This window comes from Bosea sp. BIWAKO-01, from assembly GCF_001748145.1.
Lineage (GTDB): Bacteria > Pseudomonadota > Alphaproteobacteria > Rhizobiales > Beijerinckiaceae > Allobosea.
The window spans coordinates 1572666-1590010 of record NZ_BCQA01000001.1 but is presented as its reverse complement, the minus strand read 5'-3'; the positions used below and the strand labels follow the sequence as shown (position 1 = coordinate 1590010).

Below are 17345 nucleotides of genomic sequence, written 5' to 3'. Positions count from 1 at the left end.
GTCACTCCGGCGCGGGTAAGAAGACCGCGCCGGCTTGGCGGTGCAGCATCTCAGCACAACGACGGTGCCGTGACGCTTGCGTGACGGAGCGGCAGGCCGCTCAGTAACCCCGGGCGGGATCGACGACATGCTCCAGCGCTTCGCCGGCCTGCAGCCGCCGGATCTGCGCCGCGATCAGTGTCGCGATCGCCTCCGGGTCCGACATCGCGGCATTATGCGGTGTCACGGTCACGGCCGGGTGGCTCCAGAGCGGGGAATCGGCCGGCAATGGCTCGGTCTGGAACACGTCCAGCGTCGCCCCCCTCAGCGTGCCGGTTTCGAGTGCGGAAAGGATATCGGTCTCGACCTGCAGGCCGCCGCGACCGGCATTGATCAGGAACGGCCCGCCGAGCCGCCCGTCCTGCGCGAGACCGCCGAGCAGCTTTGCATTGATGACCCCACGCGTATCCGGTGTCAGCGGGAGGAGGCTGACCAGGATGTCGGTGCGGGCGAGGAAACCTGCCATGCCGTCTTCCCCGGCGAAGGTGACAAGCCCGTCGACGCTCTTCGGCGACCGGCTCCAGCCGGCGACGTCGAAGCCGAGGACCTGCAGTTTTCGCACCGCGTCGAGCCCAAGCTCGCCGAGCCCCATGACGCCGACACGCACCGAGCGGGCGGCCGGCTGGTTGCGGTCGTCTTCCCAGGATTTGGCCAGTTGTTGACGATCGTAGCGGCGCTGCTGACGGAGATGCATCAGGCAGTGCAGCACGATGTATTCGCTCATGCGTGTCGTCAGATCAGGATCGACCACGCGCGCGATCGGCACTGGCGGCAGGCGGCTATCGGCGAAGATGTGGTCAACGCCGGCGCCGAGCGAGAAGATCGCTGCGAGATTGGGCAGGCCCGCGAGGCTTCCCTCGGGATGCTTCCAGCTCGCGACGTAATGCACGGCCCGGCGGTCGAAGGGCTCGCCGAGCGTGACGACCGGGAGTTCCGGCAGCAGGGCGGCAAATCGCCCCCGCCAATCCTCGACATGCCAGCCGGTCATTGCCAGAAGCAGACTCATGATCCTGAAGTCTCCGTGATGCGTTGCGCGATCAGCGGACCGTGTCCGGCCGCGTCCTCGCCGAGTGTGTAGGCCCGCCGCAGCCGGGCCTCGGCCGCGGTGAAGCTGGCCTCGTCGCGGGCATGGATGATCGCGAGCGGCCGTTCCGGCCCGACATCCTGGCCAAGCCCTGCCAGTTCTATGAGACCGACAGCATGGTCGATCGCATCCTGCGGACGCGTCCTCCCACCGCCAAGCGCCACCACGGCAAGCCCGACACCACGCGTGTCGACGGTGCGCACGGCTCCGCTCGAGGTTGGATAGGCCGCCCGGACGACCGGGGCGGGCGCGAGATGCTTTGTCGGCTTCTCCAGCAGGTCGGCCGGGCCACCAAGCGCGACCACCATCTCCGCGAAACGCTCCGCGGCGGCGCCGCTGCTGAAAGCTGCCTCGATCTTCGCCCGGGCTTCGTCGAGGTTATGCGCAAGCTTGCCGAGCAGCAGCATCTCGGCGGCCAGTGCCACGGTCACCTCATGGAAGCGTGGTTCGCGCCGGCGTCCGGTCAGGTGGTCGAGAGCATAGGCGACTTCGAGCGTGTTGCCGGCAGCCGACGCGAGCGGCTCGGCCATGTCGGTCATCAGCGCGGTTGTCGGCAGGCCGGCGCCATTGGCGACACCGACGAGTGCCTCTGCGAGGTCATGCGCCTTGTTGAAGTCGGGCAGGAAGGCGCCGGAGCCGAATTTCACGTCCATGGCCAGGCCGTGCAGGCCCGCGGCGAGCTTCTTCGACAGGATCGAGGACACCAGCAGCGGGATCGTCTCGACCGTCGCGGTCACGTCGCGGATGGCATAGAGGCGCTTGTCGGCGGGGGCGAGATCGGCGGTCTGGCCGATGATGGCGCAGCCGGTTTCGCGCACGACCTTGCGGAACACCGCGATATCCGGTTGCGTCACATATCCCGGCACCGCATCGAGCTTGTCGAGCGTGCCGCCGGTATGGCCGAGGCCACGTCCCGAAATCATCGGCACATAGCCCCCGCAGGCCGCGACAACTGCGGCCAGAGGCAGGCTGACCGTGTCGCCGACGCCGCCGGTCGAGTGTTTGTCGAGTGCGGGACCAGGCAGGTCGTCCCAGTTCAGGACCGTGCCGGAATCGCGCATGGCGAGCGTCAGGGCAACGCGTTCCTCGGCGTTCATGTCGCGAAAGAATACGGCCATGGCGAATGCGGCGGCCTGGCCCTCGCTGACGGAACCGTTGGTCAGCCCGGCGACGATCTGGCGGATATCCTCGCCGGGAAGCGTGCCGCCATCGCGCTTGGCGGCAATGATCTCCTGAGGCAGCCGCATCAATAGGCCCCGTCGATCCGTTCGCCGGCGGTCCTGCCCTCGATGATGTCGACGAGGACCTGGTGCAGGCCGCTGGCGCCAATGCGGAAGGTGGAGGGCTTAGCCCAATCCGGCCCCATCGCCTTGTCGGCCAGCGCAAGATAGGCGTTCGCGTCGGGAAGCGTCTTGATCCCGCCTGAGGGCTTGATGCCGACCGGCCGTCCGGCTGCCTTGATGACGGCCAGCATGGTCTCGACTGCCGACAGGCTGGCGGAATGGGCTGTCTTGCCGGTCGAGGTCTTGATGAAGTCGGCTCCGGCCGAAATCGCGAGGATTGAGGCTCGCTTCACCGCGTCGAGATCAGGATACTCGCCGGTTTCAAGGATGACCTTCAGCAGCCTGTCGCCACACTGGTCCTTGGCGCTCGCCACCATCTCGCGGGCGATGTCGCTGTCGCCATCGAGAAAGGCGCGCCAGGGCAGGACGAGGTCGATCTCATCGGCGCCGTCCCCCAGTGCCTCCGCGACATCTCCGGCAACCAGCGTGCAATTGCTGCCCCCGGCCGGGAAATTGACCACGGTTGCGATCTTCATGGTCGAGTCGCGCAGCGCCTTGCGCGCAATCTCGACGAAGCGCGGCCAGATGCAGACGGCGGCAACGGGGCCAGGTGCTGCGACGGCGCGCGCGCAAAGTTGCAGGGTGCCGGCCTCGCTCGCCTGGTCCGAGAGATCGGTCAGGTCGAGGAGACTCAGTGCACGGGCTGCGGCATCAAGATCGGTCATCCCTAGAGCTCCGCCAGGAGAGAGCGGAACAGGCGCCGCAGACCCGTCGAGGCGGCCGCCGCAACGTCACGGGTCTCCCCGTGGCTCGGCGCGCCGCCAAGAATACCCGCTCCCATATTGGTGATCACCGAGATGCCGGCGACGCGAATGCCATGCCGGCGCGCGATGATGACCTCCGGTACAGTCGACATGCCGACGAGATCGGCACCGAGCATCTTCGCCATCCTGATCTCGGCCGGCGTCTCGAAGCTCGGCCCGGAGAACCACATATAGACCCCTTCGCCCATATTGACGCCTGCAGCGGCCGCCGCCTTCTTCAGGCGCGCCCGGAGATGCGGATCATAGGCATCGACCATCGGTACGAAGCGCCCGTCGCCGGTGTCGCCGATCAACGGGTTCGGCGCGTTGAGATTGATGTGGTCGGTAATCAGGGCGAGGCTGCCGGGCCGCAGGTCCGGCTTCAGCGAGCCCGATGCGTTGGTCAGGACCAGTGGCGGCGAGCCGAAGGCTGTCAGCATGCCGATCGGCACGCGCATCACCGCAGGATCTCCGGTTTCGTAGAAATGCGCCCGCCCCTGGAAGATCAGGACGCGCTTGCCGTGCAGCGTGCCATAGCAGACGGCACGGGCATGGCCCGAGACATGGCCCTGCGGGAATCCCGGAATCTCCGCGAACGGAATGACGACCGGGTCCACCACATCGTCGACGATGCGGCCGAGCCCGGTGCCGAGCACGAAGGCGCAGTCGATCCCACCGTCGACGCCGCGGTCGATCAGCGTTCCCGCTGCCTTGTCGAAACTCGGGTCAGCCGCCATTCCAATGCCTCAGTATCGGGGTCGGCCTGCACGCGGATGCGCGCGGGCCTGCGCAAATCAGGTGCGCAAATTGGCCGGTCCGAACGAGGCTGGCAACAGCTCGGCGAGCGAAAACCGGGCACGCATGCCATCGGGGCCCGCAATCGCGATGGGTGTTTCCGGGGCGGCGAACTCGCGGATGCGCTGACGGCAGGCGCCGCACGGGGTGACCAGCTCCTCGCCGTCGCCAAGGACCAGAACGGCATGGATCGCCCGTCCGCCCGCCGCGATCATCGCGGAGATGGCGCCGGCCTCGGCGCAGACCCCGACGGGATAGGAGGCGTTCTCGACATTGCAGCCGGAATGAATCGCGCCGTTGTCATCGAGGATGGCGGCGCCGACCCGGAATGCGGAATAGGGCGCATAGGCCCGGATCTGCGCGCGCCTGGCCGTAGCGAAGAGGGCGTCGAAATTGGGCGCAGACTCACTCATCAACGCTCCTTCACATAGGGAAGGCCGGAGGCCTTCGGTGGCACGGCCTTGCCGATGAAACCAGCAAGCAGGATGACGGTGAGAAGATAGGGCAGGGCCTGGATCGCCTGGACGGGAACCTGCCCGATACCAGGAAGCAGCACGCCCTGCAGCCGGATCGCGATGGCATCGAGCAGCCCGAAGAGCAGGCAGGCCCCCAGCGCCGGCCAGGGACGCCAATTGGCAAAGATCACGGCGGCGAGCGCGATGAAGCCCTTTCCCGCCGTCATTTGCGGCAGAAAGCCGGCCGATTGCGAAACGGCGAGATAGGTGCCGCCCAGCCCGCAAAGCACGCCGCAGATCACCACCGCGCCATAGCGCAGCCCGGCGACCGAGATGCCGGCGGTATCGACCGCTGCAGGGTTCTCGCCGACGGCGCGCAGCCGCAAGCCGAATCGTGTGCGCTTCAGCACGAAGGCGGTGATGGGAACCGCGAGGATGGCGAGATAGACCGGTGCCCCATGGCCGGAAATGACCTCATCGTAGAGAAGGCCGAGGACGGGGACGTGTTCGCGCATGGCCCCGGCGAAGGGCAGGGTGAGATCGCCGAAGCGCGCGGCCCCTTCGAGCGGCGGGGTCCGTCCTCCCTGTCCATACCAGGCATTGCCGAGCACCACGGTGACGCCCGCCGCGAGCATGTTGATGGCGACGCCGGAGACGATCTGGTTGCCGCGCCAGGTGATCGCCGCGAAGCCGTGGACGAGCGAGAGCAGGACCGAGGCCAGGATGCCGGCGCCGAGCCCCGCCCAGGCGGAGCCGGTCACGAAGGCTGCGACGGCGGAAGCGAAGGCCGCGACCAGCATCTTCCCTTCCAGCCCGATATCGACGACGCCGGAGCGTTCGGACCACAGCCCGGCGAGTGCCGCGCAGAGCAGCGGAATCGACAATCGGATCGTGGAATCGAGGATGACGGCGATGGTCGTAAGCCAGTCCATGACTAGGCCACCCGTCTGAGGCGGAGGCCGTTCGCGACGAGCTTGCGAAAGAGCCCGTCCAACGCCCCGGCGAAGAGGATGACCACCCCGCCGATCACGACGACCATGTCGCGGGTGATGGTCGGCTTGTCGAAGGAGAGTTCCGCACCGCCCTGATAGAGCACGCCGAACAGGAAGGCGGAGAGCGCCACGCCGACCGGGTGCCCGCGCCCCATCAGCCCGACTGCGATGCCGACGAAGCCGTAGCCGGCTGTGAAATCGATCAGGAGGCGATGCTGTACGCCCATCGCCTCGTTGACCGCGAGCCCGCCAGCCAGGGCGCCGGAGAGTGCCATCGCAACCATGGTCATCCGGGCGGGCGAAATGCCGGCATAGGCGGCAGCGCGCGGATTGGCGCCGACGGTGCGGATCGCGTAGCCGAGGCGCGAGCGATAGATCAGCGCCCAGATTGCGACGAGCGCGGCGAGCGCGAGCAGGAAAGCGGTGTTGAGGGGGGTCGCCGGCAGCTTGATCCCGAGCGGCGCGAGCAACTGGTGCATCGGCGTCAACACGGCGTGTCCGGCGAATTCCGGGGTCTCTGCCTGCATCGAACCCGGTTTCCCCATCACGTTGACGAGCAGATAGACGCTCAGCGTCGCGGCCAGGAAATTGAACATGATCGTGGTGATGACGACATGGCTGCCGCGCGTCGCCTGCAGCCAGCCGGGGATGAAGCCATAGAGCGCGCCTCCTGCCGCTCCCGCCAGGATGGCGAGCGGCACCAGCAGGATGCCGGGCAGGGGCGCGAGCCAGAGGCAAGCCAGCGCGAGGAAGATGCCGGCGATGGTCGCCTGGCCCTCGCCGCCGATGTTGAACAGCCCGGCATGGAAGGCGACGGCGACGGCGAGGCCCGTGAAGATGAAATTCGTGGTGTAATAGAGCGTGAAACCCAATCCCTCGATGCTGCCGAGGGCACCCTTGAGAAGCAGGGCCGTGGCTTCCAGGGGGCTCTCGCCGATGCCGAGCACCACCAGCCCGGCGACAAGGAGCGCTGCAGTGACGCTGACCAGCGGAACCAGCCCGGCATCGGCCCAGCGCGGCAAGTCGATCGGCGTGGCGCTCATGCGGCTTCCTGGTTCACACCGGCCATCAGCAGGCCGAGATCGCGCTCATTGGTGGCCTCGGCTGCTCGCTCGCCGGTGATCCGGCCCCCGCACATGGCCAGGATCCGGTCGGACAACGCCATCACCTCCTCGAGCTCGACCGAAACAAGCAGGATCGCAACGCCCGCATCGCGCAGCGCAATCAGGCGGCGATGGATGAACTCGATCGCACCGATATCGACGCCGCGTGTCGGCTGGCCGACCAGCAGGACCTTTGGCGCGCGCTCGATCTCGCGGGCCAGCACGATCTTCTGCTGATTGCCGCCCGAGAATTTCGCGGCCTTCAGGGACGGGTCTGCCGGGCGCACATCATACGCCGTCATTCCGGCGAACGCGTGCGCCGCGATCCTGGTCGGCGAGAGGAAGGGGCCTGGTCCGAAGGCCGGGTCGTCCTGGTAGCCGAGGATGCTGTTCTCGGCCGCGGGAAAGGCGGTGACCAGTCCCATCCTGTGGCGGTCCTCGGGAATATGCATCAGCCCGAGCTCGCGCAGATTGGCGGGCGTTCGGTCGCCAGCGCCGAGGATCTGGCCGTCGAGCCGGATGACGCCGCGCGATGGCGAGAGCAGCCCTGCAAGCACCTCGAGCAGCTCGCTCTGGCCATTGCCGGCGACACCGGCGATGCCGACGATCTCGCCGGCATGCAGCGTCAGGCTGACATCGCTGAGCTTCTCGCAACCACGCTCGTCGCAGAAACCGAGGCCTGCAGCCTCCAGAACGGGTGCCCCGCGCGGATGCACCGTCTTCTCCACCCGCAGCAGCACGCGCCGTCCGACCATGGCTTCGGCAAGCTCAGGAGGCGAGGTCCGAGCGGTCTCGACATGCGCGATCATCTCACCCCGGCGCATCACCGAGACGGTGTCGGTCACATCCATGACCTCGCGCAGCTTGTGGGTGATCAGGATCACCGTCTTGCCCTGCGCCTTCAGCGACCGCAGCAGCGCAAAGAGCTGGTCGGCTTCCGACGGGGTCAGTACGGCGGTGGGTTCGTCGAGGATCAGGATCTCGGCGCCGCGATAGAGCGCCTTCAGGATTTCGACGCGCTGCTGAAAGCCGACGGAGAGATCGCCGACGATGGCGTCCGGGTCGATGGCGAGGCCGTAGTCGCGGGAAAGGCGTGCAAGCTCGGCCCGCGCCCTGGCGATGCCGCCCTTGAGCAGCTTCCCGCCCTCCGCGCCGAGCACGACGTTCTCGACGACGCTGAGCGGTTCGACCAGCATGAAATGCTGATGGACCATGCCGATGCCGGCCGTGATCGCATCCGCCGGTCTGCGAATCCGCAAGGGCCGGCCTGCGACTCTGATCTCGCCGGAATCGGCCTCATAGAAGCCGTAGAGGATCGACATCAGTGTCGATTTGCCGGCTCCGTTCTCGCCGACGATGCCGTGGATCGAGCCGGCGGAGACGGAAAGCGAGACGTCCTTGTTGGCCAGGACCGGGCCGAAGCGCTTGCTGATCGCGATCAGTTCGATGGCGGGAGCGCTCATGGCACGATCACCAGGCCGTCATGGGCCCGCTCTTCCGGCAACGGCCCACTATAGGCAAGCATGCCCGGCCCCATATGGGTCAGCACGATGCGCGGGGTCGCGAGATCGCCGCGCCGTGCCGCGAGCGTCTTGTAGTCGAGATGGTTGGCCAGCGGCCGGTCGTAATTGTAGCACTCGACAAGCAGCACGTTGGCTCCGGCGGCCAAGGTGATCAGCTCATCGCTCCAGGCCGTATCGCCGGAAAAGGCAAAGACCTTGCCGTCGCGTGCCAGTCGATAGCCCTGGCAAGGGCCGGCGCGCTCGTCATGCACCATCGGGAAGGCGGTGACCGCGAGCCCGGCCAACATCGCCGGTGCTGCCGGCGTCACCTCGATGAACCGGATCGGGAAGCGCCAGGGGTTGGCCGAGGCGCCGGGGAAATCGGCCTCCAGCGCGTGCCATGCTCGGTGTTCGATGCCGGCCGGCCCTGCGATGGTCAGGGGCTCGTTCCGGCGCGAGACGAATTGCGCATCGAGCAGAAAGGCCGGCAGTGCGCCGAAATGGTCGCCATGGAAATGCGTGAACAGCAGGCTCGAGATCGGGTTGCGGGCGACGTCCGCCTTATTCAGCGCGACCATGCTCGACGAGCCGCAGTCGAGCAGCATGCGCTCGCCGGCAGCCTCGACGAGCAGGCAGGTGTTGAACCGCCCGCCGGAACCGAAGGCGTCGCCGGAGCCAAGGATGGTGATCTTCATCCGGATGCGGCCCCGAAGCGACGCCCTCCCCGAGAGGGAGAGGGCGTCATGCGCCTGCTCCTCACATCGTGCACTTAGAGTCCGACATGTAGTCGTGGACCTTCACCGTGCCGGCGATGATGTCGTCGCGCGCCTTGTCGGCGGCGGCCTTCATCTCGGGCGTGATCAATGCCCGGTTGGCATCGTCGAGCGCCCAGGCAACGCCGTCCTCCTTCAGCCCGAGCACGGAAATGCCCGGCTTCCAGCCGCCCTCGCGGGCCGCCTTGAAGGAGGCGTAGGTCGCGACATCGACGCGCTTCAGCATCGAGGTCAGCACCTTGCCCGGCTGCAAGGCGTTCTGGTTGGAATCGACGCCAATGCCGAGCTTGCCGGCATCCGCCGCAGCGCGCAGCACGCCGATGCCGGTGCCGCCGGCGGCGTGGTAGATCACGTCGGCGCCGCGGTCGATCTGCGATTTGGCAAGCTCGCCGCCCTTCACCGGGTCGTTCCAGGCGGAGGGCGTCGAGCCCGTCATGTTCTGGAAGACCTCACCATCTTTCTTCGCCGCCTTGACGCCCTGGACATAACCGCAGGCAAATTTCCGGATCAGCGGGATATCCATGCCGCCGACGAACCCGACCTTGCCGCTCTTGGATGCCATGCCGGCGAGCAGGCCGACGAGATAGGAGCCCTCATGCTCCTTGAACACGACCGACTGCACGTTCGGCAGGTCGACGACCATGTCGATGATCGTGAATTTCAGGTCGGGGAATTCGGCTGCCACCTTTTGCAGGGCGGTCGCCTGGCTGAAGCCGACCGCGATGATCGGGGAATGGCCGTCGCGCGCGAAGCGCCGCAGGGCCTGCTCGATCTGCGCCTCGTTGGTCGGCTCGAAATCACGGAACTCGACGCCGGTTTCCTTCTTGAATTTCTCGGCGCCGATGAAGGCAGCTTCGTTGAAGGATTTGTCGAATTTGCCGCCCTTGTCATAGACGACTGCCGGCTTGATTGCGGTTTGCGCCATGGCGGCGAGAGCCGAAAAGGCGACGCCCGCTAGCGCCAGCGCAAGAGATCTGACCCGCATATGTGCTTCCCCTGTGAACGCGCGGCGCGGTTTCTCCGCCCCTGCCTGTGCGCACGATGGCACGGCTTCCTCGCCCGGCCAAGCCGGGCGGCAGGCCATTTCCCTTGGCCCCGCCAACGCCACGATTGCCCAATTCAGCGGTTCGGCTTAACTCTGGTGCATGAGCCTGCACGGTGACGAGATCGAACGCTATGCGCGCCATCTGGTGCTGCCGGAGATCGGCGGTCCGGGGCAGGCCAAACTCAAATCGACCAGCGTACTCGTGATCGGCGCCGGCGGCCTTGGCGCGCCGCTGATCCAGTATCTTGCCGCCGCCGGTGTCGGCATGATCGGTATCGTCGACGCCGATCATGTCTCGCTTTCGAACCTGCAGCGTCAGACCATCTTCAGCAGTGCCGACATCGGTGCAACCAAGGCGGTGGCGGCCGCGGGCTTCATCAAGCGGCTCAACCCGCATGTCGCGGTCGAGGAGCATGTCACCCGTATCGACCCGCATAATGCCCGCGCCATGGTTGCCTTCTACGACGTGATCGCCGACGGCACCGACAATTTCGAGACGCGGTACGCCGTGGCCGATGCCTGCTTCTACGAGAAGAAACCGCTGGTCACCGCGGCCCTTGGCCGCTTCGATGGGTCGCTGACCACGCTGCGCCCGCATGAGAAGCGGCCGGACGGGCGGCCGAACCCGACCTATCGCTGTCTCTTTCCCAATCCGCCGCCGCCGGGCACGGTCGCACCCTGTGCCGAGGCCGGTGTGCTGGGCGCGCTCGCCGGTGTGATGGGCTCACTGATGGCGCTGGAGGTGATCCGCGCAATCACCGGCTTCGGAGAGCCGCTGGTCGGCAAGCTCCTGCTCGTCGACGCGATGACGATGCGCTTCGATACGATGCGCTACGACTGGGACGCCGCCAATCCGTTGAACGGGACGGCGATCGCCAGGAGCGCCTGAGCCCCCGGCCCTGATGATCCGTTGCCCTTCGGGACAGATGCGGCTTCGCTCCGTCGGGAAGCCGGCTCCGCGCAATGGCGGGAGTCCTTAGCCTCGGCTGCTCACCTTCGTCTCGATCGCATCCCAGACCTGGGCGGCGATATCCGGCCCACCCAGCTTCTTGACGGCGCGAACGCCGGTCGGCGCCGTGACGTTGATCTCGGTGAGGTTACCGCCGATCACGTCGATGCCCACCAGGATCAGGCCTCGCTCGCGCAGTGTCGGGCCAATCGCCTCGCAGATCTCGAGTTCGCGCTTGGAGAGGTCGGTCGGTGCGGCGGCGCCGCCGCGCACCATGTTGGCGCGCAGGTCACCGTCGGCCGGCACCCGGTTGACCGCGCCTGCCGCCTTGCCGTCCACCAGCAGGATGCGTTTGTCGCCGGCGCTGACCTCCTTCATGAAGCGCTGGACCACCCAGGCCTCCTTGAAGATCCCGGAGAAGAGATCGAACAGCGAGCCGAAATTGGGGTCGCCCTTCCCGGTCTTGAACACGGTCGCGCCGCCATGGCCGTAAAGCGGCTTCATCACGATCTCGCCGAACTCCTCGCGAAAGGCCTCGATCTCGGCCTTGTCGCGGGTGATCAGGGTCGGCGGCATCAGTTCGGGGAAATGCGTGACCAGGATTTTTTCGGGCGCGTTGCGCACTTGCGCGGGATCGTTGACGACCAGCGTCTTCGGATGAATGCGCTCCAGCATGTGCGTGGAGGTGATGTAGGCCATGTCGAAGGGCGGATCCTGCCGGAGCAGCACGACATCGAGCGTCGAGAGATCGGTGCGCTCCTCGGCGCCGAGGGTGAAATGGTCGCCCTCGATATCGCGCACCTCGACCGGCCGGATCGGCGCGGTGACCTTGCCGTCCCGCAGAGAGAGCTTGTCCGGCGTGTAGGTGGAGAGCCTGTGCCCGCGCCGCTGTGCCTCCAGCATCAAGGCGAAGCCGGTATCGCCGGCGATCCTGACGCGTTCGATGGGGTCCATCTGGATGGCGACGGCAAGGGTCATGGGCAAGGTTCCTGTTGCGCGGCCTCATATCGGCCCAGGCCCCATGCCTGTGCAAGGGGCAGGCTGCGCGTCACAGGATCAGCTCGAAGGCGCCGGGCACATGGCGCGGCCGACGCCAGGGCGCGACGAAGACGGCATCGGCTCGCAAATGATGGTCCATCGCCCAGGCATTGCGCGAGAGCCATTGCCGGATGCGCGCCTCGATCAGCCGGCGTTTCTCGGGAGTGATCGCGGTCAGCGCATCGTCGAGCAGGCCCCGGGCCTTGACCTCGACGAAGGCGATGGTGCGTCCGCGCTTCACGATGAGGTCGATCTCGCCGCCCTTGCCGCCGAAGCGCCGGGCGAGCGGCCGGTAGCCCTTCGCGGCAAGCCACAGGATCGCCAGCAGTTCGCCGCGCTGGCCGGTCGTTCCGGCTCGTCTGGCCTTCTGGCTGCGAGCCCTGGCTCTCAAGGCTCGCGGGTCAGTTCGAGGGCGCGCGCATAGACCTTGCGGCGCGGCTGCCCCGTCTCGGCGGCGACCTGCGCGACCGCCTCCTTGAGCGAGAGCCGCGCCATGGCCTCGCGCAGACGCTCATCGATGACATCTCCCGCTGGAAGCAGAGCCTCGGCTCCGGGTGGACCGATGATCACGACGATCTCACCGCGTGCTTCTTCCTCCTCGCCATAATGGGCGGCGAGTTCAGCCAGCGTCCCGCGTTGCACGGTTTCGTGGTACTTGGTCAGTTCGCGGGCGACCGCTGCCGGCCTTGCGCCCAGCACTGCGCCGGCATCGCCGAGCATCTCGGCGAGGCGGCGCGGTGATTCGAAGAAGACGAGGGTCCCTGGAATGACCGCCAGCTCGGTCAGCCGTCCGCGCCGCGCGGCCGATTTCGGCGGCAGGAAGCCTTCGAAGAAGAACCGGTCCGTCGGCAGACCAGCAAGCACCAGCGCCGCCAGAACGGCCGAGGGGCCGGGAATGCCAGTAACCGGCAGGCCTTCGGCGACGACATCGGCGACCAGCTTGTAGCCAGGGTCCGACACCAGCGGCGTGCCCGCGTCGGAGATCAGGGCAAGTCGCCCGCCTTCCCGCAGCTTGGCCAGGATCTTCGGCCGCATCTGCGCGGCATTGTGCTCGTGATAGGGCAGGAGCGGTGTCGAGATCCCGTAATGCGCCAGCAGCGTCTTGCTGGTGCGTGTGTCCTCGGCGAGCACGGCATCGGCGGCGGCGAGCGTCGCCAGGGCGCGAAACGAGATGTCGCGCAAATTGCCGATCGGGGTTGCGACGATGTGCAGGCCCGGCGCCAGTGCCTCCGCTTCGGCGCGGAGACCGAAGGCCGTGTAGCTGGGTGCACGCTGAGATGCAGGCGGAGCGGAGGACGGAGCAGACATGTCCGCAAGCTGCCACAGCCGGCGCCCTTATGCCACGGCTGCACGCGGCTGCGCCTCGTTTCGGATGCGGCAAGACAGAGTTAACAACTTGAAAATACCATGTCGTACTGGCAGGAGTTCTCCGCGGTCGGGGGGCTGCAAGCTGGACGGTCGCAATGACCGCGTTCCCCCGTTCTCGACTGGAGATGATCCCGTGCGGCTCCAACGGCTCCCCCTTCCGGTCTCGAGGCTGCGTCTGGCGGCTCTGGCCCTTGGTGTTTCGCTTGGGCTCGCGGCCTGCAGCGGCGGCACGTCCGGTCTGCCGGGCTTTGACGGTGGCTCCGCGGCCCCAGGCGGCGAAGTGCCGACCGGCCAGACCATCGGCGCCGGTAAGGTCAAGGTCGGCCTCGTGCTTCCCCTGACTGCCGAGGGGCAGGGCGCGGTCGTCGGCAACTCCCTGAAGAACGCTGCCGAGATGGCGCTTGCCGAATTCCCGGGCGCCGACCTCACGCTGCTGGTCAAGGATGATCGCGGCTCGCCGGAAGGCGCGCAGGCCGCGGCCCAGGAAGCGCTGCGTGAAGGCGCTGAGCTGATCATCGGGCCGCTCTTTGCACCTTCGGTGCAGGCTGCCGCTCAAGTGGCGCGCGGCGCCAACCGCCCGATCATGGCTTTCTCCAGCGATAACAATGTCGCCTCGCGCGGAGTCTATCTGCTCTCCTTCCCGCCCGAGAACGACGTCAATCGCGTGATCGCTTATGCCTCGTCGCAGGGGCGCAAATCCTTTGCCGCGCTGGTTCCCGACACCGCCTATGGCCGGGTCGTCGAGGCCGCGTTCCAGCAGGCCGTCGCCAATCGCGGGGCGCGGGCGGTCATCATCGAGCGTTTCGGCTCCGACCAGGCCAGCATGCGCACCGCCGTCCAGCGCCTCGTGCCGGCCCTGCAGCAGGCGGACGCGCTCTTCGTCCCGGCCGCCGCCGACACCATGCCGGCGCTTGGATTAGCACTTCAGCAAGCCGGGTTCGATCCGGCCAAGGTGAAACCTCTCGGCACCGGCGTCTGGAACGATGCCAGCGTCGCGCGCGTCCCGGCGATCCAGGGAGGCTGGTTCGCATCGCCCGACACAGCTGGTTTCAACGCCTTTGCAGGCCGCTATCAGCAGCGCTTCAACAGTGCGCCCACCCGCACCGCGACACTGGCCTATGATGCGGTCTCGCTGGCGGCGGCACTGGCGCGGACGCAGGGAAGCCAGCGTTTCTCCGAATCGGTTCTGACCAACCCGCAGGGCTTCGCCGGCGCGGACGGCGTCTTCCGTTTCCGTCCGGATGGGCAGATCGAGCGCGGGCTTGCGGTTCTCGAACTGCGCAATGGCCAGATCGTGACGGTGAATGCCGCGCCGCGAGATCTTGGGCCGAGGACGTAACAGGGCCCCGCTCGCGGTTTCCGGGCGCTGCGACCCGCCGCTCATCGGTTCTCAGAAATAAAATGATGCCCGGCGCAAGGCCGGGCATGGGCGGCGGCAGGTCTAGGCCGCCAGATCCGCCACCAACGCGTCAAGGACAAGCGCCCCAACCGGTGTCGCGGCGAGCTTGCCGCCGGGCTTGCGTGTCAGCAGCCCCTCCTTCATCAGGCTGTCGACGCGGGAAGACTTCAGTTCACGCCCGGAAAGCGCCCTGAACGTGACCGGATCGATGCCCTCGACCAGTCGCAGGCCCATCAGCAGATATTCGTCGCCTTGCGCCTCGGCGTTCAGGCACTCGTTCTCAACCAGCGCATGCCCTTCGGTCTCGACGCGCTCGAGCCAGACTTCCGGTCGCTTCTCGGTCGATTGCGCCATCCGGCCGTCCGCCGTGACCAGCCTTCCATGCGCACCGGGGCCAATGCCGGCATATTCGCCATAGCGCCAGTAAACGAGATTATGCCGGCATTCGGCGCCCGGCCTGGCATGGTTCGAGATCTCGTAGACCGGCAGGCGGTGCTTTGCCGTGATCTCCTGCGTCGTCTCGTAGAGTGCGGCGCCGACTTCATAGTCCGGCACCTTCAACTTGCCGGCCTTGTACAGGGCTGCGAAGGCGGTGTCGGGCTCGATGGTGAGCTGGTAGAGCGAGAGATGCTCGGCAGCATGGCTGATGGCGAGTTCGAGTTCCTCGCGCCAGAGCGCGGGATTCTGCTCGACGGAGCGGGCATAGATCAGGTCGAAGGAGTAGCGCTCGAAATAGCGCCGCGCGATCGCGACCGCATCGAGCGCTTCCTGGGTCGAGTGCATCCGGCCGAGCGCCTTGAGGTCGGCGTCGTTCAACGCCTGCACGCCGAGCGAGACGCGGTTGACGCCGGCGGCGCGGAAGTCCCGGAAGCGTCCAGCCTCGACGCTGGTCGGGTTTGCCTCGAGCGAGACTTCGCAATTCGGGTCGACCGCCCAGGCGCCGCCGATCGCGTCGAGGATTGCGCCGACCGTGCGGCCCTCCATCAGCGAGGGCGTGCCGCCGCCGAAGAAGATCGAGGAGACGGTGCGTCCGGGCGCCAGCTGGGCGCGGTGCGCGATTTCGCGCCTGAAGGCTTCGATGAAGCGCTGCTGGTCGGGCGGCGTGTGCCGCACGTGCGAGTTGAAGTCGCAATAGGGGCATTTGGCCAGGCAGAATGGCCAATGCACATAGACCGCGAAACCGGCATCCGCGGTCGGATGCGGCGGGACCGCCTGTCGCTCGGCGATGGCGGCCGGCGCGTTCACTGGGGCAGCCTCAGGCAGGCTGCGGCGAGAAGCTGGAAGGCGCGGGCGCGATGCGACAACGCCTCCGAACCATCATCCGGCACGCCGTGCTTTTCATCGGAAGACATTTCGCCAAAGGTCTTGGCGCGGCCGTCCGGCTTGAAAATCGGATCATAGCCGAAGCCTGAAGGGCCCCGCGGCTCATGGATGATCTCGCCATAGACGCGGCCTTCGAACAGCTCCTGGTGTCCGTCCGGCCAGGCGATGACCAGCGCGGAGACGAAATGGCCCCGACGCTTGTCGGAGGTCGTTGCGCCGCGCTTGGCGAGCTCGGCCTGCACGCGGGCGAGCGCCGGGGCAAAGTTCTTGCCCGGCCCGGCCCAGTTGGCGGAGAACAGGCCAGGGGCTCCGTCGAGCGCATCGATGCACAGGCCGGAATCATCGGCAATCGCCGGCAGGCCGCTTGCTTGCGCAGAGGCCACCGCCTTGATCGCGGCATTCTCCGAGAACATGTGGCCATTCTCCTCGGGCTCGGGCAGGCCGAGTTCACCGGCTGAGACCAGATCGACGCCATAGGGCGCCATCAGCTCGCGCATTTCGCGCAGCTTGCCCTGATTATGGGTCGCAATCACGACCTTGCCTTGGAGAAGCCGATGTCCGCTCATGGTCAGGCCACCGCCGCCTTCTGCAACGCGACCAGCTTGCTGACGCCGCCTTTGGCGAGCCGGAGCAGGGCCATCAGCTCATCCTCCGAGAAGGGAGCGCCTTCGGCAGTGCCTTGCACTTCGACCAGGCCGCCTGTTCCGGTGATGACGAAGTTCGCGTCGGTCTGCGCGCCGGAATCCTCGACATAGTCGAGATCGATGACCGGGTTGCCGGCGACGATGCCGCAGGAAATCGCGGCGACATGATCCTTGAGCGGGTTCGATGCCTTGAGCATGCCGCGCCCCTCCATCCATTTCAGCGCGTCGTGCAGCGCGACCCAGGCGCCGGTGATCGAAGCCGTGCGCGTGCCGCCATCAGCCTGGAGGACGTCGCAATCGACCACGATCTGGCGCTCGCCGATGGCGGTCAGGTCCACGACCGCGCGAAGCGAGCGGCCGACCAGGCGCTGGATTTCCTGCGTGCGGCCGGATGGCTTGCCGGAGGTGACCTCGCGGCGTGTCCGTTCATGGGTGGCACGCGGCAGCATCGAGTACTCGGCCGTGACCCAGCCCTTGCCGGTGCCGCGCAGCCAAGGTGGGCCCTTTTCCTCGACCGTCGCGGCGCAGAGCACCTTGGTCTCGCCGAAGCTGACCATGCAGGAACCTTCCGCATAGCGCACCACGCCGCGTTCCAGCGTGACCTTGCGCATCTCGTCGGCCGCGCGTTTGGAGGGTCGCATGTTCACATCCCGATTTCGTGAGTTCGGCGGCTTGTAGGCGTTTGGGCCGGGCGCGGCAAGGCAAGCAGCCAGCGCTTGCCTCTTGATCCGCCGCCGCGCCGAAGGGACA

Annotated in this window: 18 protein-coding genes; 2 read left to right on the top strand and 16 right to left on the bottom strand. The window is 67.1% G+C overall.

What is annotated here, in order from left to right:
• Window positions 1–100 precede the first annotated feature (100 nt).
• The 10 genes from BIWAKO_RS07290 to BIWAKO_RS07245 all read right to left on the bottom strand — a co-directional run bounded on the left by BIWAKO_RS07290 (window position 101) and on the right by BIWAKO_RS07245 (window position 9814).
• Window positions 101–1045, bottom strand: a complete 945-nt coding sequence (locus BIWAKO_RS07290) for a 2-hydroxyacid dehydrogenase (RefSeq protein ID WP_069877969.1) — start codon at window positions 1043–1045, stop codon at window positions 101–103.
• Window positions 1042–2370 carry a thymidine phosphorylase gene (gene deoA / locus BIWAKO_RS07285; protein WP_069877968.1) on the bottom strand — a complete coding sequence of 443 codons (1329 nt, stop codon included), beginning with the start codon at window positions 2368–2370 and terminating at the stop codon, window positions 1042–1044. Before deoA ends, BIWAKO_RS07290 begins: the two co-directional genes overlap by 4 nt.
• Window positions 2370–3131: a deoxyribose-phosphate aldolase gene (gene deoC / locus BIWAKO_RS07280; RefSeq protein ID WP_069877967.1), complete on the bottom strand. Its 762-nt coding sequence runs from the start codon at window positions 3129–3131 to the stop codon at window positions 2370–2372. The genes deoA and deoC overlap by 1 nt, the downstream gene beginning before the upstream one ends.
• A 2-nt stretch (window positions 3132–3133) precedes the next feature.
• On the bottom strand, window positions 3134–3946 hold the full coding sequence (locus BIWAKO_RS07275) for a purine-nucleoside phosphorylase (protein WP_074471518.1): 813 nt from the start codon (window positions 3944–3946) through the stop codon (window positions 3134–3136).
• 57 nt (window positions 3947–4003) lie between these two features.
• The gene (locus BIWAKO_RS07270) at window positions 4004–4417 is read right to left on the bottom strand and encodes a cytidine deaminase (protein WP_069877966.1); all 414 of its coding nucleotides are present in this window, start codon (window positions 4415–4417) and stop codon (window positions 4004–4006) included.
• Window positions 4417–5391 carry an ABC transporter permease gene (locus BIWAKO_RS07265; RefSeq protein WP_069877965.1) on the bottom strand — a complete coding sequence of 325 codons (975 nt, stop codon included), beginning with the start codon at window positions 5389–5391 and terminating at the stop codon, window positions 4417–4419. The genes BIWAKO_RS07270 and BIWAKO_RS07265 overlap by 1 nt, the downstream gene beginning before the upstream one ends.
• A gap of 2 nt (window positions 5392–5393) precedes the next feature.
• A complete protein-coding gene (locus tag BIWAKO_RS07260; protein ID WP_069877964.1) occupies window positions 5394–6494 on the bottom strand; it encodes an ABC transporter permease in 1101 nt (366 codons plus the stop codon).
• Window positions 6491–8017: an ABC transporter ATP-binding protein gene (locus BIWAKO_RS07255; protein WP_069877963.1), complete on the bottom strand. Its 1527-nt coding sequence runs from the start codon at window positions 8015–8017 to the stop codon at window positions 6491–6493. The genes BIWAKO_RS07260 and BIWAKO_RS07255 overlap by 4 nt, the downstream gene beginning before the upstream one ends.
• Window positions 8014–8751: an MBL fold metallo-hydrolase gene (locus BIWAKO_RS07250; RefSeq protein ID WP_069877962.1), complete on the bottom strand. Its 738-nt coding sequence runs from the start codon at window positions 8749–8751 to the stop codon at window positions 8014–8016. The genes BIWAKO_RS07255 and BIWAKO_RS07250 overlap by 4 nt, the downstream gene beginning before the upstream one ends.
• Window positions 8752–8812: 61 nt before the next feature.
• Entirely contained in the window at window positions 8813–9814 is a 1002-nt protein-coding gene (locus BIWAKO_RS07245; RefSeq protein ID WP_069877961.1) for a BMP family lipoprotein, read from the bottom strand.
• Window positions 9815–9974: 160 nt separating this feature from the next.
• Between BIWAKO_RS07245 and BIWAKO_RS07240 the strand changes: the two genes are divergently transcribed.
• Window positions 9975–10763 (top strand): HesA/MoeB/ThiF family protein, encoded by a 789-nt coding sequence (locus BIWAKO_RS07240; RefSeq protein WP_069877960.1) that lies wholly within the window; start codon window positions 9975–9977, stop codon window positions 10761–10763.
• Between the two features lie 87 nt (window positions 10764–10850).
• Here BIWAKO_RS07240 and gshB read toward each other — a convergent pair whose 3' ends face one another.
• The 3 genes from gshB to rsmI all read right to left on the bottom strand — a co-directional run bounded on the left by gshB (window position 10851) and on the right by rsmI (window position 13169).
• On the bottom strand, window positions 10851–11801 hold the full coding sequence (gene gshB, locus BIWAKO_RS07235) for a glutathione synthase (protein WP_069877959.1): 951 nt from the start codon (window positions 11799–11801) through the stop codon (window positions 10851–10853).
• 70 nt (window positions 11802–11871) lie between these two features.
• Window positions 11872–12252, bottom strand: a complete 381-nt coding sequence (locus BIWAKO_RS07230) for a YraN family protein (RefSeq protein ID WP_069877958.1) — start codon at window positions 12250–12252, stop codon at window positions 11872–11874.
• Window positions 12249–13169, bottom strand: a complete 921-nt coding sequence (gene rsmI / locus BIWAKO_RS07225) for a 16S rRNA (cytidine(1402)-2'-O)-methyltransferase (RefSeq protein ID WP_069877957.1) — start codon at window positions 13167–13169, stop codon at window positions 12249–12251. Before rsmI ends, BIWAKO_RS07230 begins: the two co-directional genes overlap by 4 nt.
• Before the next feature lie 193 nt (window positions 13170–13362).
• On the opposite strand from rsmI, the gene BIWAKO_RS07220 reads away from it, so the two are divergent.
• On the top strand, window positions 13363–14568 hold the full coding sequence (locus BIWAKO_RS07220; protein WP_244523373.1) for a penicillin-binding protein activator: 1206 nt from the start codon (window positions 13363–13365) through the stop codon (window positions 14566–14568).
• 102 nt (window positions 14569–14670) lie between these two features.
• Here BIWAKO_RS07220 and hemW read toward each other — a convergent pair whose 3' ends face one another.
• The 3 genes from hemW to rph are packed head-to-tail and all read right to left on the bottom strand — an operon-like array spanning window position 14671 to window position 17236.
• Window positions 14671–15873, bottom strand: a complete 1203-nt coding sequence (gene hemW / locus BIWAKO_RS07215) for a radical SAM family heme chaperone HemW (protein ID WP_244523372.1) — start codon at window positions 15871–15873, stop codon at window positions 14671–14673.
• Window positions 15870–16517 (bottom strand): RdgB/HAM1 family non-canonical purine NTP pyrophosphatase, encoded by a 648-nt coding sequence (rdgB, locus tag BIWAKO_RS07210; RefSeq protein ID WP_069877956.1) that lies wholly within the window; start codon window positions 16515–16517, stop codon window positions 15870–15872. Before rdgB ends, hemW begins: the two co-directional genes overlap by 4 nt.
• 2 nt (window positions 16518–16519) lie before the next feature.
• Complete coding sequence (gene rph / locus BIWAKO_RS07205; RefSeq protein ID WP_069877955.1) at window positions 16520–17236, bottom strand: ribonuclease PH; 717 nt, start codon at window positions 17234–17236, stop codon at window positions 16520–16522.
• Window positions 17237–17345: the final 109 nt, after the last annotated feature.